The sequence below is a fragment of the Thiobacillus sp. genome (assembly GCA_024235835.1).
Classification (GTDB): Bacteria; Pseudomonadota; Gammaproteobacteria; order Burkholderiales; family Thiobacillaceae; genus PFJX01.
The window spans coordinates 546,525-570,636 of the sequence record JACKLQ010000001.1 but is presented as its reverse complement, the minus strand read 5'-3'; the positions used below and the strand labels follow the sequence as shown (position 1 = coordinate 570,636).

The following is a 24,112-nucleotide window of genomic DNA, read 5'->3' as shown; positions in this document are numbered from 1 at the left end:
AATTTTATCAACTTACAACGAAACCAATAATCAGTTATGTAAAATTGGCATAAATGCGATACCGGCCACCACTGTCATCGCCACAACCTTCCAAGGCGAGTTGACACGTCTTGCGCCACGCAAAGCATAAAGAAACCCAAGCAATCCGTTACCGATGATCACTGCGATCAGCCATCCTGCTATTCCCATGCCGGGTACCAGAATTGAAGCAATACCTCCAATCAATATCCAGTGAGCGATCGTGGCGAATGTTCGATATCGTTGCTCCCCTCCTGCCGTTAGAACGACACCCCACGCTGCAGCCGCAAACCGAACAAAAAAGAGTAGACCGAAGAGAGGTAATAGTTCGACCAAATCACCGTAAGCCGGACCAAAAAGAATTTGAACAATGGGGCCAGAAAATATGCCTAGCGCGATACCAAAGGCTGCACCGAATGCAAGAAAGGCCATTTGAATTCTCATGCTCTCCTCACCAAATGCTGTAGCACTTTTTTCTTTTGCAGCTGCACGCGGCAAAAAAACATTCGCAAGCACCTGCACTGCCGTAGCCCCACCTTGAAACACCCTCATACCCGCTTGGTGCAAGCCAACAGCAACCGGGCCAATGAAGTAATTGAGAACTACGCTATCTATCTGCCCGAACAAGCTTTGGAAACCAAAGTCGATTGCGTAATTTATCGACTTGCGCAGGCGTGTAATAGACACCCCAATATCCGCCAGCCGAGGAGCAGCAAAATACCGTGCAACAGCAGGCACGGTAATGGCAAGAACTACCAGCCGAGAAGCGGCATACGCTAACGCGGCGGCTTCTACCGTTGGTTGGACAAAGACAACACCGGTCACTATTACGGCATGCGAAAAAGATGTGGCCGTAGCAATTCGTGTTTCAGCATCGAAGCGGTCTCGAGCGCGAAACCCAGCGTTCAAAAATTCGGAAAAGGTGTCAGCAACCGAAGCGACCAGCAAGCAAAGAAATACTTGTTTGAGCTCGAACTCAAAGCCCCAGGCTGCGACGATGGCACAAGCAAAAACAAGTGCCGAGAGAAACAGTTTTCCGGTGAGTCCTTCATTGATGATGGCTTCTGCCGAAGCCGGGTTGGCCCCGATTTCCCGTAGGACGTATGGCGTCAGCCCATAGTTGGTAATTATTGAAAGCAACGCCGAGACCGAGAGCCACAGCATCAGAACACCGAATGATTCCGGCCCGAGCAGCCTGGCAAGAATCGCGAATGTTAATATACCCGTACCAAGACGGAGCACGGTGGAAAACCCCATAAACGCGAGGTTTTTCTTGAGCCCGGCCGGAGATTTCATGAATTTATAATTGTGTATCTGTGCACTGAATTTACCCGGCAAAACCAGCAAGCCGTAATCTGCCCTGCGGGGTCAGCGCTCTGATCAAGTCCTGTATGAAGGCTTCATGGTCACGATATGTTTGCTCGGTGTCATAACTGATACTGGACATGCGCACCAGCATGCCGTCGGGTATCAGCCCTTTGAAGCTGTAGCGCATTTCGTTGACTTTCTTTTGGAGCCCCTTACTCGTTTGGTAGGCGCCCACCATGGTCCAGTAGGTAATGGGTTCGTTGCGTGGGCCTGTGGTCATGACCAGGCGTTTGACGTTTATGGTGCCGTGGGGGGTGGCGATCTTCGCCTCACTTGCCGCTTTTTGCTGGAACCCCTGGGCGGGGTAGCAGACTTCCGGGTAATGCACGTCCATGCCGTCCCGCTGGTCGTCGCCGTAGGCAATGGAAAGCATAATCCGGCGGCCCTTCGAATCTACATAAGTGCGGCTGAGGGTTTCGGTGTAGATGGTTTGCAGGTTGCGCAGCATTTGTGGGTCTGCCACCACAACGCCATCAGTATCTTGACCCCGCCAGTCTCCAAAATTCATGGGTATGAGGGTGGCCAGTTTTTCCCGGCGTTCCAAGTCGGCCAGTTTGGTGGTGGGCTTGATGGCGACGGCAAATACGCTGGAAGCCACCATCAGGGCCAGGAGTATCAGGGCAGTTGGTTTCATGATCCGGACTCTTGGGGCTGGACTTATGCGCTGGCCGGGGCGGGATGTTTCTTGCCCCGGTTGATGAACCACTGGATCAGTGAATCCATCGCCATGATGAGGAGCAGGGCGCTGATGAAGAGCACCATGCCGGCAAAGCCGTGCAGGAAACCCTGGCCAGCTTCGTCGCCGAAATAGTAGGTGATGAGGGAAAGGCTGAGCACCCTGATGGTGTTGGCGGTCAGGGAAATGGGAATGATGAGGATGGCCAGGCTGACATTGCGCACCCAGCTTTCATGCTTGGTGAGGTGCAGGTAGAGCAGGCCCAGGGCTTCCAGCGAGAACAGGGTATGCAGGCCGGCACAGGCATCGGCCACCAGGAGCATGTATTGGCCCAATTGCAGGGTGACGCCGCTGCGGGAGATGGGGTAGCCCAGGGCGAACAGGATGTGTTCCGTGGCCCAGGAAACGAAGGTCTTCATGGGCAGGGTGAGGGCGTCCACGACTGGACCCGGCAGGGGCACCATGAAGGCCATGAAGAAGATGGGGAACCAGCAGGCCTTGAGGGCGGTGCTGCCGCGCCAGATCAGGATTAGGGCGGGCAGGATCATGACCACGGAACCCAGTTCCAGCAGGATGACGCTTTGGGATCGGCCCAGGACGTAGCTCAGCAGGCCGATGACAAGCAGGGGCCAGCCGATGAGTGGCAGGGGCTTGACGGGGGCGTCCCTGAGGGTTTCCTTGAGGGTCCAGAACAGGTAGAGGGTGACCGAGAGGATGATGGGGCCATGAAATTGCTCGTCCGTAGCCCACACTCCATGGAAGAGGTCCCAGACGGTGGGCACGTACAGCGCCGCAAGCCCCAGGAAGATGGGCCAGGAAGGGGGGAGTCGGTTGAGGGTCTGCACGGTGGGGTCTAGGGCGGGTGCTATTTACCGGGCCAGGGCGTGGCGGACTGGATTCCCGCTTGCGCTGGAATGAAGGGAAACAATCTATGCAGTGCCCTGGCCATGCCTTACACCTCGTTCAGCACCGCGCCCACGGTTTCTGCACCGGCGGCGGTGATCATGGCCTTGATGCCGGCGGCGTCGTTCAGGCGTGTCTTGTGCTTGCGGGTGACCAGCAGGGCGCCCCGGGTGCGGGCGGCCACGGCCTGGAAGTCGGCGGCTTCGGTGGCGGGGGGGGTGTCGATGAGGATGACGTCGTACTCCCCGGCCAGCACCAGCAGCAGGTCTTGCATCTTTTCACGGGCGAGGAGTTCGGCGGGGTTGGGGGCCTCGGTGCCGGCGGGGAGTACTGACAGGTCCACGAAGGCGGGAATGCGGGTGATGGCAGAAACGTCTGTCCGGTCAGCCAGCAGGTCAGACAGGCCCATCCGGTTTGCCAGCTTGAACAGGGGGCTGACCTGGGGGGTACGCAGGTTGGCGTCAATGAGCAGGGTGCGTTCGCCCAGTTGGGAAAAGACCACGGCCAGGTTGGCGGTGAGGCGGCTGGCGCCGTCGGTGGCGGCGGCGCTGGTTATGGCCAGGGCTTTGTTGTGGCTGAACCAGCGCAGCATGAGCTGGCCCCGGAGGGCCCGCAGGGCTTCCACCTGGGGACTGAAGGGTTCGTAGGCGGCCACCAGTTCGGGGCTCAGGTCACCGCTGCCGGGGGCCAGATAGGGGTAGTCGAATTGCTGGGCCAGGGCCTGGCGCATGTCGGCATCGGTCACTAGGCCCAGTTGCACGGCGGCTTCGCCGAAACGCAGGTTCTTTTCTTTTTGCAGGCGCAGCACCCGTTCGGCATCCTGGGCGTTGAGCTTGCCCTGCTCCAGGAGGATGCGGCCCAGGGTGAGTTCGGCCCGGGGGGCGATTTGGGAAAATGATTGAAGTGTGTTCATTGTTGGGGGCTCCATGTGTGGATGGCGGGCCTGGGGTGGGTGTGGAGCGTCAGCGTCATGCCCGCGCAGGCGGGCATCCAGAACCGGTTTTGGGCTGGGCTCCCGCCTGCGCGGGAACGACGGGCATAAGTCACTGGAGGAACCTCAGGCGGTGGCGCGGGCAAACATGCGACGGCCCCGGGGTTTCCAGCTCAACTCGCCCAGAACGGGAATGTCCAGGCCGGTGGCCAGGTCTTCCGCGGAGCGCACCCGCCGGTCGATCATTTCCATAAGGAAGGCCAGGCCCACGCCCAGCAGGGCGCCCAGGAATACGGCCAGGATGGTGTTCAGCAGCACCTTGGGGCTTGAGGCTTCCAGGGGCGCCACGGCTGGATTGAGCACGGCGATGTCGGTCTGGTTGGCCAGCGATTCCATACGGCTCTGGCCGGCCCGTTGCATGGCGGCGTCGTAAAGGGCCTGGGCGTTGGCCACTTCGCGGATCAGCACGGAGGCTTCATCCCGCTGCCTTTTCAGGGCCATGACCTTGGATTTCTGGGCGGCCAGGGCACCTCGTATTTCGCCTTCCCGGCTTTGCGCGACCCTGGCGGTGGTGCCCACGGAGCGGGTGGCCAGCTTGATCTCGCTGTTGAGCTTTTCCCGAATGACGGTTACCTGGGCCTGGGCGGCCTGGTACTGGGGATGGTTCTTGCCCATCTTTTCGGCCATCTGGGACAGGTTGGCTTCCGCCACGGACAGATCCCGCTTCAGCCCTTGCACCAGGGGGTTTTGTTCCACTTCGGCCAGGGCGTTACCGCTTTGTACCTGGCGGGAGGTGCTGTCGTAGGTTTGGGCCTGGGCGGCCACCAGCTGGCTTGAAAGCTCGGCCAGGCGGGCGGTTTCAACATCGATGCTGCGTTCGTCACCCACCACCAGGCCTTTATCGCGCTGGTAGTCGGTAAGGGCGGTCTGGGCTTTTTCCAGGTACTCGCGCAGTTGCTTGAGCTGGCCTTCGTACCAGGCGTTGACCTGCTTGGCGGGTTCCACGCGCAGGTCCAGGTTGGCTTGCACGTAGGCCTGGGCGAAGGCGTTGGCGATGGCGGCGGCGAAGCGGGGGTCGGAGCCGGAAAAGCTGACCTGGATGACGCTGGATTCCCGGCTGGGAGTGACTTCCAGCTTCTTCAGCAGCAGTTCGGCCATCCACTGGCGGATATCGCCCTGGCCATCTGTGCTGGCCTGGAAATCCTGCTGCACGGCCGGAAAGGTCGTGAGCTTGAGTCCATCCACCACCCGCAGGGCCACGTTCTGGCTCTGGATGATGTCCACCTGGGTAGCCAGGTAACCGGGCAGAAGCTGGCTGGGCAGCATCATGCCGGTGACGGGGTCCTTGGATTTTGAGTCCACCACCAGGGAGACGGTGGCGGTGTAGTTCTTGGGCAGAATGAGACTGACCACCAGGGTGGTGGCCACCGTGACGGCCAGGGCCAGGGTAGCCACCAGCCAGCGGGCACGCAGGATGAGCAGGAATTGGGTGAAGTTCATGGTGTTTCGCTCCGGGTCAGAACAGGCTTTCCTTGACGTGGATCACGTCGTCCGGCTTGAGTTGGTCGGCCAGCCTGGCATCCAGGGTCTGCAGGCTGCCGTTTTCGCTCCGGCGCAGGATCTGCATGCCTTTCTGGGTGCCCCGGGGTGTCAGGCCGCCGCCCACGGAAAGTGCCTGCACCACGGTCATGTTCTGCTCCAGGCGGAAGGCGCCAGGCCGTTGCACCTCGCCGTAAATGTAGAAGAGGGGCTGACGGGGCACGTACAGGATGTCGTTGTTGCCAATCTCCGCATTCATGGCATCACCGCCGTTGCCGAACAGCGCCAGCAGATCGATCTCCCGACGGGTGGTCTTGCCATCCACGGAACTGATGAGGACCAGCGTATCGGCGGCGGCGGCATTGCTGCCACCGGCCATGGCCATCACGTCGGTGATGCGGCTGGCCTTTTGCAGGGGGAACTTGCCCGGGCGGTTGACCTGGCCCAGGACGGAGACTTCCTGGCCCTTGAAGTCCAGCACCACCAGGTTGACCTGGGCGTTCTTGACGAAGCCGCCTTCCTGCAAGGCTTGGGAGATGCGGGAAGAGGCTTCGGTGGCGGTGAGTCCCTTCACGTTCATGCTGCCCACCAGGGGAAAGAGGATGGCGCCGCTTTCGTTGACCCTGGTTTCGGTGGTGAGGTCGGGCTGATCATAGACGGTGACCCGCACCAGGTCGCCGGTGGCCAGGGCGTAGTCGTTGGCGGCATGGACGGCGCCGGCGGCAAACAGGCCCAGCACGGTCATCAGGAGCAGAAAGAAGCGTGTGTATGGCGACATGGTTTTCATGGGTGGGTTTTGGTTTCCGCAGAGGTTAAGGTGGCTAGGTTACAGAAATGAAAGCAAGCGATGTGCCTGTGGGGGGGTAACCCTGGGTCCCCCGCTGCGCGGGGACGGCGGACCAGGCAGCAAACGCTGTCATTGCTGCGCGAGGGGGAACCCGGCTTGACGTGCGTTTGGGTGGGTTGGATAGGGTGCAGGTCATGGTGCAGGTCATGGTGCGGGTCATGGTCAGTAGGCCTTGGCGTCCTTGAAGACGAGCCAGACGGTCCGGAATATGATGATGAGGTCCAGGCTGAGAGACCAGTTGCGCAGGTAGTCCAGGTCGTACTGGACGCGGCTGGCCATTTTCTCCACGGTATCGGTTTCTCCCCGGTAGCCATTGACCTGAGCCCAGCCGGTAATGCCGGGTTTGACCTTGTGGCGCAGCATGTATCCTGAGATCTGCTTGCGGTAGAGCTCATTGTGGGCCACGGCGTGGGGGCGGGGCCCCACGATGCTCATGCGTCCTTGCAGCACGTTGATGAACTGGGGCAGTTCGTCCATGGAAGTCTTGCGCAGGAAGCGGCCCAGGGGGGTGATGCGGTCGTCCTCCTGGGTAGCCTGGCGGATCTGGTCGCCGTCTTCGCAAACTCGCATGGAGCGAAACTTGTAGACCAGGATTTCCTCTCCGTTCAGGCCGTAGCGACGCTGCTTGAAGATGATCGGGCCACTGGAACTAAGCTTGACCCCCAGGGCGATCAGCAGCATGAGGGGCGAGATCAGGGTGAGGATGACCAGGGAGACTACGATGTCCTCAATATGCTTCTTGAAGGCGTTGAGACTGGTGAAGGGGGTTTCCAGGATGGCGATGATGGGCACGCTGCCCACCCGGTCGATGCGGGCCTGGATCAGGTCGAAAGTGAAGATGTCCGGCACCAGGTAGACGGAGGCGGTGGTGTCCTTGAGCAGGTTCAGGAGGTTTGAGATGCGGTCCTTCTGGCTGATGGGCAGGGCGATGTAGACCACCTCCACGTTGTTATTCACCACGTAGTCCATCAGGTCACGGGTATGGCCCAGATACCGGGCGTGGCAGGGCGGGTCAAGTCGGTCCGGTCGGCGGTCATCGAAGTAACCGACGAATTCGGTGAGCAGGTCTTCGTTGTCGCTCAATCTTTGGGCCAAGCGCTCACCCACCGGGTTTCCACCCACGATGATGGCTCGACGCACTGCGCCGGAACTGTGCAACTTGCGCACGTGGGCTCGCAACGCGACATGGGCGATGAAGAGCGCCACGGGGCTGGCGAAGAACCAGGTTTCCATGACTGGCATGTAGTAGTGATGCTGCAAGCGGGAAAGGTTGCCCAGCAGGACCACACTTCCCACGGTTAGGCCCCAGGCCAGGAGCACGCCGGCAAAGCCCCGCCACAATGGGCCTCCGGAGGGCTGACTGATGGAGAGGTCGTCAAACAGGTAGGAGGCAAGGAAGAAGGCGATGACGGCCAGTACCAGGTAGTAGCCGTCCATGGGCTCGTCGTGATAAGCCAGGCTGGCCAGCAGGACCAGCACCACAAGGATGGGATTCATCAAGCGGCGCATCAGCGCCAGGGTGGGATTCTCGGAGTACATGGGTATTCAAAAACGCACCAATGTCAAAATTTCACCTGTGCGCTCAAGCCGAGCACGGTGGCATCGAATTCCCTGGTTGTTATGTTTGATCTGCGTTGCTGCTTGGTCAGGCTTAGGGTGATGTCCGCCCCCGGCCAGGGTTGATAGGTGGCGGACACGCCGGCGGTATTGATGTCTTCATCAAGCACCGTGCCGTTGTAGCGGTTTTGTTCAAGGGTGAGGTTGGCATTCAGGATGACCTTGGCCAGGGGCTGCCACAGCAGGTTGCCCTTCAGCCCGGTCGTCGTGACGGAATCGGCGCCAGCAAGTTCGGAGTTTTCCTGGGTGCGGTAGGCGGCCAGGTTGGCCAGGGACTTTCCACCCAGCGTCCAGTCGACGTCTACGCGGGCGTTCAGGCCTGAATAGTCGCGTTGGGCCGCGGCGTTGTCCTTGCGGCTGATGTGGCCGATGCGGGACTTCAGGCGGGTTTTGCCGGTGGGCAGCCAGTTGGCCACCAGGTAGATCGATTCCCGGTCAAAGCGTGTGGCGAGGGGCGCGGTGCGGTCCGGGTAGCGGCCGTCCTGGGTGCTGAATTCCACGCCCAGGCGTTCCATTTGCCCGCCCCGGTAGAAGAGACCCAGGGCGATGTCGTCGTATTCGTAGTTGCTGCCGATCTGGGCCGGGTCGCTGTAGTTCATGGAGAAACGGTTGTAACGCACTTCGGCGTCCCAGTTGCTGTGGAACCACCAGGTGCCGGTGGCGTAATGCTTGCGCTGGGTGCGAACGTTACCCACCAGGCCGGTGACGTCCAGATAGGTGCCCTGGTAGACGCTGTAGTCCGTTCCAAGGGCACCCCGCAGCCGGTTGCCCAGTTGCCATTTCCATTCCGCGGTGGCGTCTTCGCCGTCGTAGTCCAACTGCGTGTATTTATTGAATTGGGTCTGGCTGGCCAGGGCGCTGACCAAAACCTGCTGTCGGCCTTGCTTCCAGTCCAGGTCGAACCCGGCGCCCATGGTCTGGTAGCTGTCGCCGCGTCCTTGGGCAAAGGGGAGGGTGCTGTCCGCCAGGCGAAAAAGATTGTCGTCTCGTGCGTAGTTGTATAGCAATACTGGGCGGAAGGTGTCACCTTCTCCAGCCATTCCATGCGGAGCCCACAAGACCAGTGGCAGCAGCAGGGCGAAGGGTTTTAAGAATGATGTGCTCTCCGCCGTTGGCGGGGCAGCCCGTGTGAGCCTGCAGGGGCGCTTAAAGCTGTCAATTCCCTGATCTGTTGTTTTCTTATTGTCTTTCATCTCACCAGTACCACCAGTTACCCGTGCCAAGTACCCAGAGTCCCAGGACACCGTTGGTGACACCGTGGGCGACGATGGGCGGCCAGAGGCTGCCGCTGGCTCGGTAAAGCCACCCGTAGGCCAGGCCGGCAAGGATTCCGGCAAACCACAGGGTGTGTTCCAGGCCGAAAATCAGGCTGGAGACTAGCATGGCCTTGGCCGAGATAGCTGCCGGGGCCAGGGCCAGGAAGTCGCTCTGGGTGATCCAGCGCATCAGGAAGGAACGCCAGAAGAGTTCTTCGATGATAGGCACCAGCAGGGCTGAGCCGGCCAGGCGCGTGAGGGCCAGTGGCCAATGAAGTTCTCCGGTTTCGGGGTCGCGGGGGTTGTAGCCCGGAGCGTCCGGATCGGCCAGGTTGAGCCAGCCGAAATCCAGGTTGATCCACAACACAAAAACGACCAAACCGACGAACGGAGCCCATAGCCAGAGCCATTTTCTGTTCGCAGGGAGTGTCCTGAGCTCTTCCATCCTGCGCCAGAGCAAGGCCAGCAGTAAGGTCACCAGCATCACCTTGAAGGGATAGATATAGCGCGGGTCGAAATCCGCAAGGCCGGGTACGCCCTGTACGAGGTCTGCCACCAGGATGAAGGCAACAAAGACCGCAAAGGGCAGCGTACGAACTACGCCGGGATGGGACAGGTACATGCCGGGTTCAGTCATCGGGTCCCCGACCATGGCGGCAGGGACCCGTGCCGTAGGGTTACTTCAAGCCTTGCAGGCCCTTGTCCATGGCGGCCTGGGTGTCGTCGACTGGCTCGGGAGTGGTGGCGGCAGGAGCCGTGGGAGGGGCAGCCTGGGCTATGTCCTGGTTGGCGTATTCCCCCTTGTATTCGATCTTGGCCTTCTTCTTCAGGTCCTGAAGTTTTGCTTCGGCAATTTCCCGCTTGCGGGAGCCCGATAGATAACGCTCGATCAAAGGTTTGGCCTGTTGGGCGTTGAGGGGTTCAGTCTTGGCGTCGGCGATGATGAGAATGGTGAACTGGCCGTTTCCGGTCATGGTGATTGACTGCCCTGGTTTAAGAGCCTGGAGGCGAGGCAGCAGTTCCAAGGGCAACTGCTCGGCAGGCTTGACGCTCTGGGCGGCGCGGGCGGGAATTTGCTCCGCCTTGAGCCATTCCACCAGTTCGTTGAGGCTTCGGCTGTTGCTCAGCCGGGCTTTCAAGGCCTCAGCCTTGTCCGCTGGGGGGCGGATTACAAGTTCCTGCAGCTTGTAGATGCGCCGCTGGGAGAACAGGGCAGGATTCTTGTCGTAGTAATTCTGGATTTCAGTGTCCGTGGGTTTGGCGGCATTGGCGGTGAGGCGTTCGACGTAGGCGTTGGCCAGGAGCTGGCGACGGCCTTCCTCCAGGGCCTGGGCCACTTGCGGGTCTCGATCCAGCTTGTCCTCCAGGGCCTGTTGCACCAGGAGCTGCTTGTCCACCAGCCCTTTTAGTACTTGTATGGAAGTCTCTTTTGCCTGTTCCGGCGCAACGTTGCTCATCCGTTGCATGGCGAAATTGATCTGGTGGACGGTGATCTCCTCACCGTTGACCTGGGCTGCCACCTGCGTGGCAGTCTTTTCGTCTTTGTCGCCGCAACCAGCTAGCACTAAGGCGATGATCAGGGCGCCAGCATAGGGACGAACGAAGGAGGTGTTTTTCATTGGAGCCTTGGACGGAAGGAGGTTGAAAATCCTGGAAAGTATATCAACCGATTATTTACAAAATGCTGCAATAGACTGCCTGAATCCGACTGATCGCCTTCTTTCACCATCCTCCTGATCTGCCAGGTTTCAGTGCATCCAAACAGGGTTTTGCGAGTATGAAGGGACGGGAATCCCGAGTGCTGACGGCGCACAGTAGCCTGGCTCGCACCAGAATGGTGAGGTGTGGTTGCGGGGACTTTGTGACCAGTGTGTGCAACGCATGAATTGCAAACTTCCCAGGATTGCGGACCGGTACAGGCACCCCGATGGGGCGTCGGATATTTTTACACATTTGTTACATGAGGCCGACCAGAAACCATAAACTTCAATGTAAACAGATGACTGAGTGAATGGCGTGAATATTGCTTCCAAAAAAAATTGATGTCTGACACGTAAGAAATCGTTGTACTGATGAACTGGCACAAAGAATGCTTTAAGTACAACAGTCAGTTTCTTCGGTAAATTTTTTGATATCCAATGGGAGTTTTTATGATAACGAAATCAGCCTTGGTGGCCTTGTGCCTGGGACTGGGACTGGGGGTGAATGGCACGGCAGTGGCGACGGTTCCCGCTCCTACGTCTTTTTCCAGCACTTCCCTCTCCGTGGGCGGGCTTCCCTACAATTTCTCCACTTCCAAGAGTTTCTCCGCCGGCACTAGTTTCCAGGACACCTGGGGTTTCAACTTCGCCAGCGCAGCCAACGTGTTTGGCCTTATCGCAGACATGGAAATCCCTGGGGTTTATGACATCTCCGATTTTGAGATCAACCTGGATGGCCTGGGCTGGGTAAGCCTATCTCCCGATTTTCTTAGCGGAACTTCTGTAGTGGATGCCGGGCTGCATACCCTGGCTGTGAAAGGCACGGCCACGGGTTCCATGGGTGGCGGCTACACCTTCAGTTTCAGTGCCGTGCCCGTGCCCGAAGCAGAAACCTGGGCCATGTTGCTGGCGGGTTTGGGCCTGGTGGTCCTGGGGGTGCGAAGGCAGATGAAGAAAGCCGAGCGCCTGGTTGGCTGATCCCCCCCCGCATGAAAAAACGGGTCCTTCGGTGCCCGTTTTTCATTAGCTGGTGCGTTCTTCCCGCAAACCAGACGGGTTCATTGCACTGGTGAGGTCAGAGGGTTAACTCCCCCGCCCTCCTGTCAACAGGGGGACTCCAGATAGGGAATGGGTCCACTATGCATACAATAGGCTGGGCCGGGGATGGTCTACTGGGTGTTGTAAGTACCCCATGCGATAAAAAGCGCATGGTTGAGGCCATTCTGGCGGAGAGGGGGGGATTCGAACCCCCGATACGGTAAACCGTATGCCGGATTTCGAATCCGGTGCATTCGACCACTCTGCCACCTCTCCGGGTCGGGATTTTCCGGCCGGGCTGGTCATGGCCTGGAAAGGGCGGCATTCTAACCCCAATCGACTGAAGTCTGGACGGAGCACGATGCGCCGGATCATCAACTGGGCAGTGTTGACCGTGGTGTTCGCCATGGCCTTGGCGGGTTGCGGCCCGGGCCAGTTGCAGGCCCCGGACCTTACGGGCGAGCTGGTGGTGGGCATGCGCAACAGCCCCACCACCTATTACACCGACCAGGCGGGGGAGCCCACGGGCTTCGAGTATGACCTGGCGGCCCACTTCGCCCAAAAGCACGGCTGGCGCATGCGCCTGGTGCTGGAGGATGACCTGGAGGCCCTGCTGGAGGCTGTTCGGGCAGGGCGAGTGCACATGGCCGCCGCAGGCCTGACCGCCACGGAGGAACGCAAGCGCAGGCTGGCTTTCGGCCCCGCCTACGGCGAGGTAAAGGAATGGGTGGTGTGCAACGCCAACGTTCAGCCGCCCAGGAGCCTGGTGAACATGGCGGACCTGCGTCTTGAGGTGGTGGCGGAAAGCAGCCACGCGGACTACCTGAAGTCCCTGGCCAGGAAATACCCTGACCTGCGCTGGGTGGAAATCAAGACCCAGGGTTCGGAGGAATTGCTGGAGCGGGTGGACCTGGGCCTGTCGGATTGCACGGTGTCCGATTCGGACAGCCTGGCGGTGGCCCACAATTTCCATCCCAACCTGCGGGATGCCTTTGTCCTGCGGGCAGGCATGCCCCAGGCCTGGGCCATGCGGCAGGGCGTGGACGTGGGTTTTTCCCGCAAGGTCAGCACCTTCTTCCGGGACATCCGCAAGTCGGGCGAAGTGGACACCTTGCGGGAGCGCTACTTCGGTCACGTCGATCGTCTGCGGGACGCGGACGTGATCGGCATCCTGGAACGCCGCACTACCCAGCTGCGGGAACTGGTAGCCCACTTCCATGAGGCGCAGCGGGAAACGGGCCTGGATTGGCGGCTGCTGGCAGCCATCGCCTACCAGGAGTCCCAGTGGGACGCCCACGCCGTCTCCCCCACGGGGGTGCGGGGGATCATGATGCTGACCGAGGACACCGCCGACCGCATGGGGGTGAAGAACAGGCTGGACGCCCGGGAGAGCATTCTAGGGGGCGCCCGCTACATCATCCTGCTGCGGGACGGTCTGCCGGAAGACATCCCCGAACCGGATCGCACCTGGCTGGCCCTGGCGGCCTACAACATCGGCCAGGGCCATCTGGAGGATGCCCGCCGCCTGGCGCGCAAGCTGGGGCGTGATCCCGACAACTGGCGCGACATGAAGGCCACCCTGCCGCTGCTGGCGCGCAGTCAGTACAACTCGACTCTGAAGTATGGCTTCGCCCGGGGCGGCGAGGCCCGGGCCTTCGCCGAGAACGTGCGCATCTATTACGACATTCTCAGTCGTTACGAGAAGCCCTACCGTGATATCTGGTCCTTCAGTCTCAAATAGCCTGTCGTGGAAGGAGGAGCCGTGAGTGTTTCCAGGGATGTGCCTTCAGCACCGTCATCCAGCCGGACAACCCTCCGCCTCTTGTTGATGCGAGGCCTTTCGGGCTTGATGCTGGTCTCGCTGCTGGTGGGATGCAACGTGTTGCGGCCCTTGCCGGACCAGGCTCCTTCCCACGCCGTGGAGCCGGACCCAGCCAGTCGGCTGGGCCGCGAGGCGCGGGGCCTGGCGATTCCAGCCGGGGGCGAGTCCCTGTTCCGCCTGCTGGAGTCCGGCCGCGCCGCCCTGGTGGCCCGCCTGGCCCTGGCGGAACGGGCGGACAGGACCCTGGACCTGCAGTACTACCTGTTCCATGGGGATACCAGCGGCCGCCTGCTGGCCCAGGCCCTCTTGCGGGCGGCGGACCGGGGCGTGCGGGTGCGCCTGCTGCTGGACGACGTGGACACAGGGGGGCACGAGGCGGCCATCATCGGCCTGGACGCCCACCCCAACATCCAGATCCGCCTGTTCAACCCCTTTTCCTTGCGGGGGGACAACCCCATTGGAAGGGCGGCCCAGTTCCTCGGGGATGACCGCCTCAACCACCGCATGCACAACAAGCTTTTCGTGGCCGACAACCTCATGGCCATCGCCGGGGGGCGCAACATCGGCGACGAGTATTTCCAGGCGGACAGCACGGTGGACTTCCACGACCTGGACGTGGTGGTGGCGGGCCCGGTGGTGCGAGACATGTCCGCGTCCTTCGACGCTTACTGGAACAGTCCCCATGCCGTATCGGCGCGGGCCCTCCCCAGCCCTGACAGGCGCCAGCGCCTGCTGGACCGGGTGCGGCAGGCCCTGGAAAAATCCCTGGCGGAGCTGGACCAGGACACCCTGTTCGAATACATGAACCTGGACGCCCTGAACGGGCAGGCCGAAAGCGAGCTCAGTCCCTGGCTGCCGGGGCGGGCGGAGTTCCTCAGCGATCCGCCGCAGAAAGTCGAGCGGACCGCCACCCCGTCCCAGTTGCCCCTGGCACGCCTGCTGGACAAGATCTTGGGCGTGCGCGGGGAAGTCCTCATCGCCTCGCCGTATTTCGTGCCGGGCCAGGTGGGGGTGGACCTGCTGGGTCATCTCCATGGCCGGGGGGTGACGGTGAAGGTGCTCACCAATTCCATCGGCGCCACGGATGTCCTGGTGGTGCACGCTGGCTACGCCAAGTACCGGTTGCCCATGCTCCACAGGGGCATCGAGCTGTACGAGCTCAAGCCCGCGCGGGCGCGGCACAAGTTCTTCCGGCGCCTGGCGGGCGGGTCTTCCCGCGCGAGCCTGCACAGCAAGGTCATGGTGTTCGGCCAGGAGACGGTCTACATCGGCTCCATGAACCTGGATCCCCGCTCCCTGTTGCTCAATACGGAATCGGGTCTGTTGATCCATGGCCCCGGGGTCGCGTCGGCGGCCGCCGACTTCATAGAGCGCAAAATGCAGCCCCAGTCCAGTTACAGGGTCCGGCTGGGGGAAAGCCCCGAAGGAGACAAGCCTATCCTCGTCTGGCATGACGGCGACCGGAAACTGACGCAGGAACCGAATCTTGGCTTTTGGGCCCGACTGCTCATGGGACTGATCTCGAACTCCAGATGGGAGGAAATGCTGTGAAGCGATTTTTTGGTGTTGCTTGGCTTTGTCAGTCACGCCATCAGGCAGCGGGCATGCGCATAGGTCGGCAATGCCCGGCTTTCCAACGCACGGCCTGCATGCCGGGCTGGCGTTGAATGCCGCTCGGCACGTAAGCTTCCACCTCACTTCACTTGCATCGCTAGCGCCATGCAATCATTGGGTCTGCACCTCCGCACCGCCACATTACTGATCGCGGCGTTGTTGTATTCGGGCACCGCCTTGGCCGCGGCGTCTGCCAGGGACGACTACTCGTTCGTGGATCTCCCCACCGACTACCAGGACGACCACCCGGACTGGTTCAAGGCCAGTTTCTACAATCTGCCGGAGGATCTCGACGATGCGCTTTCGTCCGGCAAGAGGGGGTTGATCGTCTATTTCGGACAGAAGCATTGCGCCTACTGCCAGGCGCTGGTGAAGGACAACCTGTCCAGGGGCGACCTGGTGCATTACCTGCGACGGCATTTCGACGTGGTGGGGCTGAACACCCACAGCATCGAAAGGATCACTGGCATGGATGACAAGTCCATGCCCATCAACGAGTTCGCCATCACCCAGAAGGCCCAGCTGACGCCCACGCTGCTGTTCTACGTCAAGGGGCGCAAGCAGGCGCTGAAGCTGGTGGGCTACCACCCTCCCTACAAGATGCGCGCAGCACTCGAATATGTCGCCGACGGGCACTACAAGACCAGGAATTTCGGCGAGTACCTGGAACAGGCCGATCCGCCCCCGCTTTTCGCCGACGAAACCCTGACTCCCGATCCGATATTCACGCCGCCGCCCTACGCGCTGGACCGCAGCCGATTCCCGGCCCGCAAGCCGCTTCTGGTGATCTTCGAACAGCCCCGTTGCCATGCCTGCGACGTATTGCATTCGGAGCCCATGCAAAACCCCCTCGTGCGCAAGCGCCTGCAGGCCTTCGAGGTGGCGCAGCTCAACGTCTGGGATGAGGGGACGCCGGTGCTGACTCCGGACGGCAGGCGCATGACGTCTCGCCAGTGGGCGCGGGATCTCGGATTGTTCTACGCGCCGACCCTGGTGTTCTTCGACGAAGGGGGCAAGGAAGTCTTCCGCGTCGATTCGGTGGTGCAGTTCTTCCGCCTGGCCAACGTGCTGCGCTACGTGGCCGACAAGGCGTACCTCAAGTATCCGCTCTTCCAGCTGTGGAACCGGGACCACGCCGGCGAGGAAACCCGTTCGCAGCACGCTGTGGGCGTGGGCAGGTAAGGGCGCGGCAGGGGCCCGGCGGGGAACGTGTCCCCAGGGTGTGCCCCTGAAGGGACGGAGGGTAAAATTCGCCCACCCATTGATCCGCCCGCCCATGACCGAAGCCTCCGCCCAGCCGAAGTTCATCCACCTGCGCCTGCACAGCGAATACTCCATCCAGGATGGCCTGATGCGGGTGGACGGGGCGGTGAAGATGGCCCAGGCGGACGGCATGCCCGCCCTGGCCCTGACCGACCTGTCCAACGTATTCGGCCTCATCAAGTTCTATACCGCCTGCCGCAAGAAGGGCATCAAGCCCATCGCCGGTTGCGACGTCTGGGTCGCCAACCCGGATGCCCTGGACAAGCTTTCCCGCCTGCTGCTGCTCGTGCAGGACCGGAAGGGTTGGCACAACCTGTGTGAATTGCTCACCAGGGCCTACCGCACCCACATGCACCGGGGCAGGGCCATTCTGGTGCCGGAATGGTTCGATGGCGGAGCCAGTGAGGGATTGATCGCGTTGTCCGGAGGGCACCTGGGGGACGTGGGCCAGGCCCTGGTCAACGAATCCCTGGACACCGCCCGGGCCCTGGCCCGGGCCTGGGCGGAGCGTTTTCCCGGGCGCTATTACCTGGAGGTGCAGCGGGACGGTCGGCCCGAGTGCGAGGTGCACCTGGCCAATGCGCTGGCCGTGGCGGAGGAGCTGGACCTGCCCGTGGTGGCCACCCACCCGGTGGAATTCCCCACCAGGGATGACTTCACCGCCCACGAGACCCGGGTGTGCATCGCCGAGGGATACACCCTGGGCGACAAGCGTCGCCCCAAGGTCTTCACCCCCGAGGACTATTTCAAGCGGCAGGCGGAAATGGCGGTATTGTTCGCCGACCTGCCGGAGGCCCTGGAAAACTCGGTGGAAATCGCCCGCCGCTGCAATCTGACCCTGGAGCTGGGCAAGAGCAAGCTGCCGGACTTTCCCACCCCAGGCGGCATGCCCCTGGACGACTACCTGCGCCAGTTCGCCCGGGAAGGACTGGAAAAACGCCTGCGAGGCTTGTACCCGGGCGAGGCGGAGCGGGAGAAGCAGCGCCCCGTCTATGCGGCCCGCCTGGAACTGGAACTGGATACCATCATCCAGATGGGCTTCCCCGGCTATTTCCTCATCGTCGCGGACTTCATCAACTGGGGTAAGCACAACGGCGTGCCCGTGGGGCCAGGACGGGGCTCCGGCGCAGGCTCTCTGGTGGCGTACTCCATCGGCATTACCGATTTGGATCCATTGGCTTACGCATTGTTGTTCGAGCGGTTTCTAAACCCTGAACGGGTCTCCATGCCCGACTTCGACATCGACTTCTGCCAGGACAATCGCTGGCGGGTGATCGAATACGTGCGGGACAAGTACGGCGCCGATGCCGTGTCCCAGATCGCCACCTTCGGCGCCATGGCGGCCCGGGCGGTGATCCGTGACGTGGGCCGGGTGCTGGACCTGTCCTACAACTTCTGCGACCAGCTTTCCAAGATGATTCCTTCGGCGCCGGGCAAGAACGTGACCCTGGACGAGGCCCTGGAACAGGTGCCGGAGCTCAAGCAGCGCTATGAGCAGGAAGAAGAGGTGAAGGAGCTCTTCGACCTGGCCCGCAAGCTGGAGGGCCTGACCCGCAACGTGGGCATGCACGCCGGCGGCGTGCTCATCGCCCCCGGCAAGCTCACGGACTTCTGCCCCCTGTACAACGCCGAGGGCTCCGATTCGGTGGTGTCCCAGTTCGACAAGGACGACGTGGAGAAGGCCGGCCTGGTGAAGTTCGACTTCCTGGGCCTGCGCAACCTCACCATCATCGATCTGGCGGTGAAGTACATCAAACAGCTGGACCCGGATTCGGACCTGGACCTGAACACCCTGCCGTTCACCGACCCGGCCGCCTACGACATCCTGAAGAAAGCGAACACCACCGCCATCTTCCAGGTGGAATCGGAGGGCATGAAGAAGCTGCTGGCCAAGCTGGAGCCGGACCGCTTCGAGGACATCATCGCCGTGCTGGCCCTGTACCGGCCGGGTCCGTTAGGCTCCGGCATGGTGGACGACTTCATCCTGCGCAAGAAGGGCAAGCAGGCCATCGACTACTTCCACCCGGACCTGAAAGCCTGCCTGGAGCCCACCTACGGCGTCATCGTCTACCAGGAACAGGTGATGCAGATCTCCCAGATCATCGGCGGCTACACCCTGGGGGGGGCGGACCTGCTGCGCCGGGCCATGGGCAAGAAGAAGGCCGAGGAGATGGCCAAGCACCGGGAAATCATGGGCGAGGGTGCCGCGAAGAAGGGCTACGACCCGGCCCTGGCCATGCGCCTGTTCGATCTGATGGAAAAGTTCGCGGAATACGGCTTCAACAAGTCCCACACCGCCGCCTATGCCGTGGTCACCTACCACACCGCCTGGCTCAAGGCCCACCACACCGCCGCCTTCATGGCCGCCACCATTTCCTCGGACCTGGACAACACGGACAGCGTCAAGGTGTTCGTGGACGATGCCCTGAAGAACAAGCTGGTCATCCTGCCGCCGGACATCAACCAGTCCAGCTATCGCTTCGTGCCCGTGGACCGCAAACAGGTGCGCTATGGCCTGGGGGCGGTGAAGGGCACGGGGGAGGGAGCCATCGCCAATATCGTGGCCTGCCGAAAGGAGGGCGGTGCCTTCACTGACCTGTTCAACTTCTGCCGCCGGGTGGACCGCCGCATCGTCAACCGCCGGGTCATCGAGGCCCTGGTGCGGGCCGGGGCCTTCGACGGTCTTCACGCCAGCCGCAACGCCACCCTCATGAGCGTGGGCCTGGCCATGGAATGGGCCGAGACCCAGCAGGCCCACGCGGCCCAGGATTCCCTGTTCGGCGACACGGCCCTGGAGGCAGCGCCGGATCTGGTGGCCGTGCCCGCCTGGTCCCTGAGGGAACAGCTTGCCCAGGAAAAGGTGGCCCTGGGCTACTACCTGTCCGGCCACCCCTTCGAGGCGGACCGCCCCCTGCTCAAGGGCCTGGTGGACAAGTCGCTGAAGGACGTGAAGCCCCAGCCGGGGCCCCAGCTCATGGCGGGGGTGGTGGCCGCCATTCGCACCCAGATGACCCGTCGCGGCAAGATGGCCTTCGTCACCCTGGATGACGGCCAGGCCCAGGTGGAGGTGGCTGTGTTCAACGAGGCCTTCGATGCCAATCGCCAGCGCATCAAGGAAGACAAGCTGCTGGTCATCGCCGGCAAGGCCAGCCATGACGACTATTCCGGCGGCATGAGGGTCACGGCCGACGAGATCCTGGACCTGGAAGGGGCCCGTACCCGTTTCGCCACCCAGTTGCGTCTGGTGCTGAACGACGGCCCCGACGCGGAGCGCCTCATGGCCGCCCTGGCCCCCTACCGGGATGACACGGGCTGCCCCGTGAGCCTGGGCTACCGCAACGACAACGCCAGCTGTGACCTGACCCTGGGGCCTGGCTGGAAGGTGCGTCTGGCGGAGGAATTGCTGGAGGCCCTGGCTGGCCTTGGCGAGGTGAGGACGGCCTTTAGCGTGGTGCTGAAGAGTGGCCGTGAGCGGGAGCGTACCCAGTCGGGCATAAAGGCGGCGGCATGAGGGACATAAACGATTCCCTCTTTCCCCGGGAGCGGGGGAATGCTCAGCCATGACTGAAGCCATCGCCGAACCCGAACGGGTCGAACAGGCGGAGGAGGAGGTCCGCCACCTGGCCAAGGTCCAGGGTGAACTGTGGACCGATCTGCCCACGGACCTGTATATCCCCCCTGATGCCCTGGAGGTGATCCTGGAGGCCTTCGAGGGGCCCCTGGACCTGTTGCTCTGGCTGATCCGCCGCAACAACCTGAACGTGCTGGACATCAACATGACCCAGCTCACCCGCCAGTACATCGACTACGTGGAGATCATGCGGCGCAAGCGCCTGGAACTGGCCGCGGAGTACCTGGTGATGGCGGCCATGCTCATCGAGATCAAGTCCCGCATGCTGCTGCCCCGGCCGGAGAAGGCCGACGAGGAAGGAGAGGAACACGATCCCCGGGCCGAACTGGTGCGCCGCCTGCTGGAATACGAGCAGATGAAGCTGGCCGCCCGGGGCCTGGACGGCATTCCCCAGCTGGGCCGGGACTTCCTGTCCGTGGGCGTGCACATTCCCGACCTGGCCGTACGACGCCTGCCACAAGTACAGGCCGAGGACCTGCTGGAGGCCTGGCGGGCCATCCTCAAGCGGGCCAAGCTGGACCAGCACCACCGCATCGGCCGCCAGGAGCTGTCGGTGCGGGAGCACATGAGCCGGGTGCTGAAACATTTGCAGGCGCATGGCCGCACCCTGTTCGAGGTCTTGTTCGACCCTTCGACGGGCCGTTCCGCCCTGGTGGTCACTTTCCTGGCCCTGATGGAGTTGGTGCGGGAGCGCCTGGTGGACATCGTGCAGAACGAGCCCTTCGCCCCCATCTACGCCCAGGTGGCCCAGGCCGGCCTTACCGACGAATCCCAGGAAGCCGACGATGACGGAAACAGCGCCCACGACGCCGATCCCCTCCCAGCCTAGCGAGGGCCTCAACCTGCCCGAGATCAAGCGGGTGCTGGAGACGGTCCTGCTCTCCGGCTCCGCCCCCATGACCCTGGCGGAGTTGAAGAAGGTCTTTTCCGTGGAGTTGAACAACGAGCTTCTGCGCCTGGCCCTGGATGAACTGCGGTCCGACTGGCAGGGCAGGGGCGTTGAACTGGTGCAGCTGGCGGAGGGCTGGCGCTTCCAGACCCGGCTGGAATACCAGCAATACCTGGACCGCCTCAATCCGGAAAAGCCGCCCCGCTATTCCCGTGCCACCCTGGAGACCCTGGCGGTCATCGCCTACCGCCAGCCGGTGACCCGGGGGGACATCGAGGATATCCGCGGCGTGGCGGTGAACACCCAGATCGTCAGGACCCTGGAGGAGCGGGGCTGGATCGAGGTGGTGGGCCACAAGGAAGTGCCCGGGCGTCCCGGTCTCTACGCCACCACCAGACAGTTCCTCTCGGACCTGGGACTGCGGGCTCTCTCGGAGCTGCCGCCCCTGCCGGAACTGGCCAAGGACCTGGTGGTCAGCCTGGAGGGGCGGGCCGAGGAGGGTGACCTGATCCGGAGCGTGGCGGGGGAAATGCCTCCCACCGAATGAGGGACGCCCGGAGTCAGGCCTCCGCGGCCCGTTCGTGTACGTCTTCCACGTATTCCTGCTGTTCGTCCCGGGCGATGCCCAGTTCCTCCAGGGTTGCCATTTCCTGTTCCGGCCAATCGCTGTCGTCCTTGCCGGCGTACAGGTTGTAGACATGGGTGGCCAGGTGCAGGATAGCCGCCAGGGTGGTGGCCCTGGCGTTGACGTTCACCGGGTCGTGGTGCCAGCGCACCGCCTGGCAAACGTAGTCCGGCATCTTCCAGTGGCGGGCGGCCAGAAAGCCCACCACGGCGTGGTCCGTATCGAAGTTGGCGTCCTCCGCCAGGACGTTGGGCCAGATGTATCCGTCGGCCGTGGTGAAGGGGTATTCGTATTTCTCGATATGCTGGATCAGGATGGGCACGCCGCAGTCCATGAACAGGGCCGCCAGCTGGGCGTGTTCCGGGAAGATGTTGCACACGCTGCGCTGCTTCCAGGCGATGACGCGGGCGTAGCTGGCGATTTCGTTGGCCCGTTCCCAGAACCAGGGGTAGAACCTGGACTCGCCGTAGATGGCCGCTTCCAGGCTCAGTCCCTTGGTCAGTTCCGCCACGGTGTTCAGGCCCACCAGGGAGACGGCCTGGTTCACGGTTTCCGGGGGCTTGCGCAGGCCGTAGCAGGGCTTGGAAAGGGTGCGGTACAGGCGAGAGGTGAGCCCCGCGTCGGACTGGACCACCCTGGCGATGTCCTCCATTTCAGATCTGGGGTCTTCCAGCAGGGCGTGCAATTCGTCCAGCAGTGGAGGCGGCGAGGGAATCCGAACGGCCATGGGCAGGGCGGGGTCGGTGAATTCCTGGTAGGTATGGGACATTGGGCAGGTGCGTTTGGGTTGTTGTGATGGCGGGTAAGCGACGGATTGGCGCGAAGCCCCAAGTTTGTAGGCACGACGCGTGCCCACCCGGTTAATATCGGCTCATACCCATAAATATTTAGACGACGCCATGCCGCGCTATTCCTACATGGGTCGCCCGCTGAAGGCCGACCCCGAAGACACCGAAGAACACAGCGAGAAGCTCCACAAGGCCCTGGCCACCGCCGGCCTGGGTTCCCGTCGGGAGATGGAACTTCTCATCAGCGAGGGCCGGATCAGCATCAACGGCATGACCGCCAAGGTGGGAGACCGGGTCAAGCCCGGCGACCTGGTGAAGATCAACGGCAAGCTGGTGCGCCTGCAGTGGAAGAAGCAGATGCCCCGGGTGCTCCTCTACCACAAGCCGGAAGGGGAGATCGTCTCCCGGGACGATCCGGAGGGCCGCCCCAGCGTGTTCGCCGGCCTGCCAGGCATACGGGGCGGGCGCTGGGTGAGCGTGGGTCGCCTGGACATCAACACCGAGGGCCTGCTCATCTTCACCACCAGCGGCGAGCTGGCCAACCGCCTGTCCCATCCCCGCTACGAGGTGGAGCGTGAATACGCCGTGCGGATCCTGGGCACCCTGACCCAGGAACAGACCGATGCCCTGCTGCAGGGGGTCGAACTGGAGGACGGCTCGGCCAGGCTGGAGAACATCGTTCCCGCCGGAGGCGAGGGCGTGAACCAGTGGTACCACGTCATCATCCTGGAGGGCCGCAACCGGGAAGTGCGGCGTATCTTCGAGCACCTGGGCCTCACCGTCAGCCGTCTCATCCGCGTGCGCTACGGCCCCATCGCCATGCCGCCGCGCCTGAAGCGGGGCATGCGGGAGGAACTGACGGAGCAGGAGGTGGCCAGCCTCATGCAGTGGTGTGGCCTGGAAAAGGCGCCCGTCAGCAAGAACACGGCCCGCAAGAGCCGGGGCGAGGAACAGAATCGGGACGACGCCTTCCGTCCACCCCGGAGCCAGCCGGCTGCCAAGGCGGCCCATCCCTTCCGCCGCGGCTTCACCGGCAAGGGGCGGGGCGGTTAGGGACCAGCCGTGCTGAAGTGGCTGCTGACCCTGGTGGTGGCCCTGCTGCTCAGCGGCTTGTTGTCCCATGGCCTGCGGCGCATGGGCCTCGACCGCCTGCCCGGTGATTTCGAGTTCAAGAGCCGCAACGGCCGTTTCGTGCTGCCCCTGGCCAGCAGCCTGTTGCTGTCAGCTCTGCTGGGGGCTTTCGTCTTCCTGGTCTGACGGGTTACTGCCAGCGCGTGAATGGCGCCCGCCCGGGCGCGCTTCGTCACCGCGCCTGACCGAGTTGGGCTGACGCAAAAAAATGGCCAGGCAGTGCCTGGCCGATGCGTTGGCTTGCGGGGATAAATGGGCCAGCCTAGGTTTCCAGGCTGAGGGGGGCGCCCACCCGTTGCCAGGCAAGCTGTTGAGGTTGCTGGGGCGCCTGGGCGGTCCGGGCCGGTTCAGGGGCGTTCTGCGCCTGGATGGCCGGTTCCGAGTCGGCGGCTAAGGCCGGGTTGCCCAACAGCAGCAACAGGCCGGCGAGGGTGATGAGCTTGGCGGTCATGGTCT

Annotated in this window: 21 protein-coding genes and 1 tRNA gene; 9 read left to right on the top strand and 13 right to left on the bottom strand. The window is 62.4% G+C overall.

Annotated elements, in window-relative coordinates; all coding sequences use genetic code 11:
- Nucleotides 1-30: 30 nt before the first annotated feature.
- From H6935_02815 to epsD, 10 genes are all read right to left on the bottom strand, one after another.
- Nucleotides 31-1,365: an oligosaccharide flippase family protein gene (locus tag H6935_02815; protein MCP5277274.1), complete on the bottom strand. Its 1,335-nt coding sequence runs from the start codon at nt 1,363-1,365 to the stop codon at nt 31-33.
- Nucleotides 1,346-2,020: an EpsI family protein gene (epsI, locus tag H6935_02810; protein ID MCP5277273.1), complete on the bottom strand. Its 675-nt coding sequence runs from the start codon at nt 2,018-2,020 to the stop codon at nt 1,346-1,348. Before epsI ends, H6935_02815 begins: the two co-directional genes overlap by 20 nt.
- A 23-nt stretch (nt 2,021-2,043) precedes the next feature.
- Complete coding sequence (xrtB, locus tag H6935_02805; GenBank protein MCP5277272.1) at nt 2,044-2,907, bottom strand: exosortase B; 864 nt, start codon at nt 2,905-2,907, stop codon at nt 2,044-2,046.
- Between the two features lie 107 nt (nt 2,908-3,014).
- Nucleotides 3,015-3,893: a chain length determinant protein tyrosine kinase EpsG gene (epsG, locus tag H6935_02800; GenBank protein ID MCP5277271.1), complete on the bottom strand. Its 879-nt coding sequence runs from the start codon at nt 3,891-3,893 to the stop codon at nt 3,015-3,017.
- Nucleotides 3,894-4,022: 129 nt separating this feature from the next.
- A complete protein-coding gene (gene epsF / locus H6935_02795) occupies nt 4,023-5,396 on the bottom strand; it encodes a chain length determinant protein EpsF (GenBank protein ID MCP5277270.1) in 1,374 nt (457 codons plus the stop codon).
- Between the two features lie 16 nt (nt 5,397-5,412).
- Nucleotides 5,413-6,180 carry a polysaccharide export protein EpsE gene (gene epsE / locus H6935_02790; protein ID MCP5277269.1) on the bottom strand — a complete coding sequence of 256 codons (768 nt, stop codon included), beginning with the start codon at nt 6,178-6,180 and terminating at the stop codon, nt 5,413-5,415.
- A 264-nt stretch (nt 6,181-6,444) separates the two neighbouring features.
- Nucleotides 6,445-7,779, bottom strand: coding sequence for an undecaprenyl-phosphate glucose phosphotransferase (locus tag H6935_02785; GenBank protein MCP5277268.1), 1,335 nt, complete (start codon nt 7,777-7,779; stop codon nt 6,445-6,447).
- A gap of 65 nt (nt 7,780-7,844) precedes the next feature.
- Nucleotides 7,845-8,939, bottom strand: coding sequence for an outer membrane beta-barrel protein (locus H6935_02780; protein ID MCP5277267.1), 1,095 nt, complete (start codon nt 8,937-8,939; stop codon nt 7,845-7,847).
- 154 nt (nt 8,940-9,093) lie between these two features.
- On the bottom strand, nt 9,094-9,777 hold the full coding sequence (locus H6935_02775) for a CAAX prenyl protease-related protein (protein MCP5277266.1): 684 nt from the start codon (nt 9,775-9,777) through the stop codon (nt 9,094-9,096).
- Nucleotides 9,778-9,832: 55 nt separating this feature from the next.
- Nucleotides 9,833-10,774, bottom strand: a complete 942-nt coding sequence (gene epsD / locus H6935_02770) for a peptidyl-prolyl cis-trans isomerase, EpsD family (protein ID MCP5277265.1) — start codon at nt 10,772-10,774, stop codon at nt 9,833-9,835.
- Between the two features lie 531 nt (nt 10,775-11,305).
- Between epsD and H6935_02765 the strand changes: the two genes are divergently transcribed.
- Complete coding sequence (locus H6935_02765; protein MCP5277264.1) at nt 11,306-11,833, top strand: FxDxF family PEP-CTERM protein; 528 nt, start codon at nt 11,306-11,308, stop codon at nt 11,831-11,833.
- A 246-nt stretch (nt 11,834-12,079) separates the two neighbouring features.
- Here H6935_02765 and H6935_02760 read toward each other — a convergent pair.
- Nucleotides 12,080-12,169, bottom strand: a tRNA-Ser gene (locus tag H6935_02760).
- An 85-nt stretch (nt 12,170-12,254) separates the two neighbouring features.
- On the opposite strand from H6935_02760, the gene mltF reads away from it, so the two are divergent.
- From mltF to scpB, 6 genes are all read left to right on the top strand, one after another.
- Nucleotides 12,255-13,634 (top strand): membrane-bound lytic murein transglycosylase MltF, encoded by a 1,380-nt coding sequence (gene mltF / locus H6935_02755; protein MCP5277263.1) that lies wholly within the window; start codon nt 12,255-12,257, stop codon nt 13,632-13,634.
- 108 nt (nt 13,635-13,742) lie between these two features.
- Complete coding sequence (locus tag H6935_02750) at nt 13,743-15,266, top strand: phospholipase D family protein (protein MCP5277262.1); 1,524 nt, start codon at nt 13,743-13,745, stop codon at nt 15,264-15,266.
- A gap of 168 nt (nt 15,267-15,434) precedes the next feature.
- Complete coding sequence (locus tag H6935_02745; GenBank protein MCP5277261.1) at nt 15,435-16,511, top strand: thioredoxin fold domain-containing protein; 1,077 nt, start codon at nt 15,435-15,437, stop codon at nt 16,509-16,511.
- A 94-nt stretch (nt 16,512-16,605) separates the two neighbouring features.
- The gene (gene dnaE / locus H6935_02740) at nt 16,606-20,103 is read left to right on the top strand and encodes a DNA polymerase III subunit alpha (protein ID MCP5277260.1); all 3,498 of its coding nucleotides are present in this window, start codon (nt 16,606-16,608) and stop codon (nt 20,101-20,103) included.
- A 49-nt stretch (nt 20,104-20,152) separates the two neighbouring features.
- The gene (locus H6935_02735; GenBank protein ID MCP5277259.1) at nt 20,153-21,052 is read left to right on the top strand and encodes a segregation/condensation protein A; all 900 of its coding nucleotides are present in this window, start codon (nt 20,153-20,155) and stop codon (nt 21,050-21,052) included.
- Nucleotides 21,009-21,659: an SMC-Scp complex subunit ScpB gene (scpB, locus tag H6935_02730; protein ID MCP5277258.1), complete on the top strand. Its 651-nt coding sequence runs from the start codon at nt 21,009-21,011 to the stop codon at nt 21,657-21,659. The genes H6935_02735 and scpB overlap by 44 nt, the downstream gene beginning before the upstream one ends.
- A 13-nt stretch (nt 21,660-21,672) precedes the next feature.
- Here scpB and H6935_02725 read toward each other — a convergent pair whose 3' ends face one another.
- Nucleotides 21,673-22,506, bottom strand: coding sequence for an HDOD domain-containing protein (locus H6935_02725; GenBank protein ID MCP5277257.1), 834 nt, complete (start codon nt 22,504-22,506; stop codon nt 21,673-21,675).
- A gap of 130 nt (nt 22,507-22,636) precedes the next feature.
- On the opposite strand from H6935_02725, the gene H6935_02720 reads away from it, so the two are divergent.
- Nucleotides 22,637-23,578 carry a pseudouridine synthase gene (locus H6935_02720; GenBank protein MCP5277256.1) on the top strand — a complete coding sequence of 314 codons (942 nt, stop codon included), beginning with the start codon at nt 22,637-22,639 and terminating at the stop codon, nt 23,576-23,578.
- Nucleotides 23,579-23,587: 9 nt separating this feature from the next.
- Nucleotides 23,588-23,782, top strand: coding sequence for a DUF2905 family protein (locus tag H6935_02715; GenBank protein MCP5277255.1), 195 nt, complete (start codon nt 23,588-23,590; stop codon nt 23,780-23,782).
- 136 nt (nt 23,783-23,918) lie between these two features.
- Here H6935_02715 and H6935_02710 read toward each other — a convergent pair whose 3' ends face one another.
- Complete coding sequence (locus H6935_02710) at nt 23,919-24,107, bottom strand: hypothetical protein (GenBank protein MCP5277254.1); 189 nt, start codon at nt 24,105-24,107, stop codon at nt 23,919-23,921.
- Nucleotides 24,108-24,112 lie beyond the last annotated feature (5 nt).

What these genes read in the sequence shown, in the direction of transcription:
- H6935_02710 (MCP5277254.1), bottom strand. Translation starts at nt 24,107, where the DNA reads ATGACCGCCAAGCTCATCACCCTCGCCGGCCTGTTGCTGCTGTTGGGC.
- H6935_02780 (MCP5277267.1), bottom strand. Translation starts at nt 8,939, where the DNA reads ATGGCTGGAGAAGGTGACACCTTCCGCCCAGTATTGCTATACAACTAC.
- scpB (MCP5277258.1), top strand. Translation starts at nt 21,009, where the DNA reads ATGACGGAAACAGCGCCCACGACGCCGATCCCCTCCCAGCCTAGCGAG.
- H6935_02775 (MCP5277266.1), bottom strand. Translation starts at nt 9,777, where the DNA reads ATGTACCTGTCCCATCCCGGCGTAGTTCGTACGCTGCCCTTTGCGGTC.
- epsG (MCP5277271.1), bottom strand. Translation starts at nt 3,893, where the DNA reads ATGGAGCCCCCAACAATGAACACACTTCAATCATTTTCCCAAATCGCC.
- H6935_02750 (MCP5277262.1), top strand. Translation starts at nt 13,743, where the DNA reads ATGCTGGTCTCGCTGCTGGTGGGATGCAACGTGTTGCGGCCCTTGCCG.
- epsE (MCP5277269.1), bottom strand. Translation starts at nt 6,180, where the DNA reads ATGACCGTGCTGGGCCTGTTTGCCGCCGGCGCCGTCCATGCCGCCAAC.
- dnaE (MCP5277260.1), top strand. Translation starts at nt 16,606, where the DNA reads ATGACCGAAGCCTCCGCCCAGCCGAAGTTCATCCACCTGCGCCTGCAC.
- H6935_02785 (MCP5277268.1), bottom strand. Translation starts at nt 7,779, where the DNA reads ATGAATCCCATCCTTGTGGTGCTGGTCCTGCTGGCCAGCCTGGCTTAT.
- epsI (MCP5277273.1), bottom strand. Translation starts at nt 2,020, where the DNA reads ATGAAACCAACTGCCCTGATACTCCTGGCCCTGATGGTGGCTTCCAGC.
- H6935_02725 (MCP5277257.1), bottom strand. Translation starts at nt 22,506, where the DNA reads ATGTCCCATACCTACCAGGAATTCACCGACCCCGCCCTGCCCATGGCC.
- H6935_02735 (MCP5277259.1), top strand. Translation starts at nt 20,153, where the DNA reads ATGACTGAAGCCATCGCCGAACCCGAACGGGTCGAACAGGCGGAGGAG.
- H6935_02765 (MCP5277264.1), top strand. Translation starts at nt 11,306, where the DNA reads ATGATAACGAAATCAGCCTTGGTGGCCTTGTGCCTGGGACTGGGACTG.
- H6935_02720 (MCP5277256.1), top strand. Translation starts at nt 22,637, where the DNA reads ATGCCGCGCTATTCCTACATGGGTCGCCCGCTGAAGGCCGACCCCGAA.
- epsF (MCP5277270.1), bottom strand. Translation starts at nt 5,396, where the DNA reads ATGAACTTCACCCAATTCCTGCTCATCCTGCGTGCCCGCTGGCTGGTG.
- mltF (MCP5277263.1), top strand. Translation starts at nt 12,255, where the DNA reads ATGCGCCGGATCATCAACTGGGCAGTGTTGACCGTGGTGTTCGCCATG.
- epsD (MCP5277265.1), bottom strand. Translation starts at nt 10,774, where the DNA reads ATGAAAAACACCTCCTTCGTTCGTCCCTATGCTGGCGCCCTGATCATC.
- H6935_02745 (MCP5277261.1), top strand. Translation starts at nt 15,435, where the DNA reads ATGCAATCATTGGGTCTGCACCTCCGCACCGCCACATTACTGATCGCG.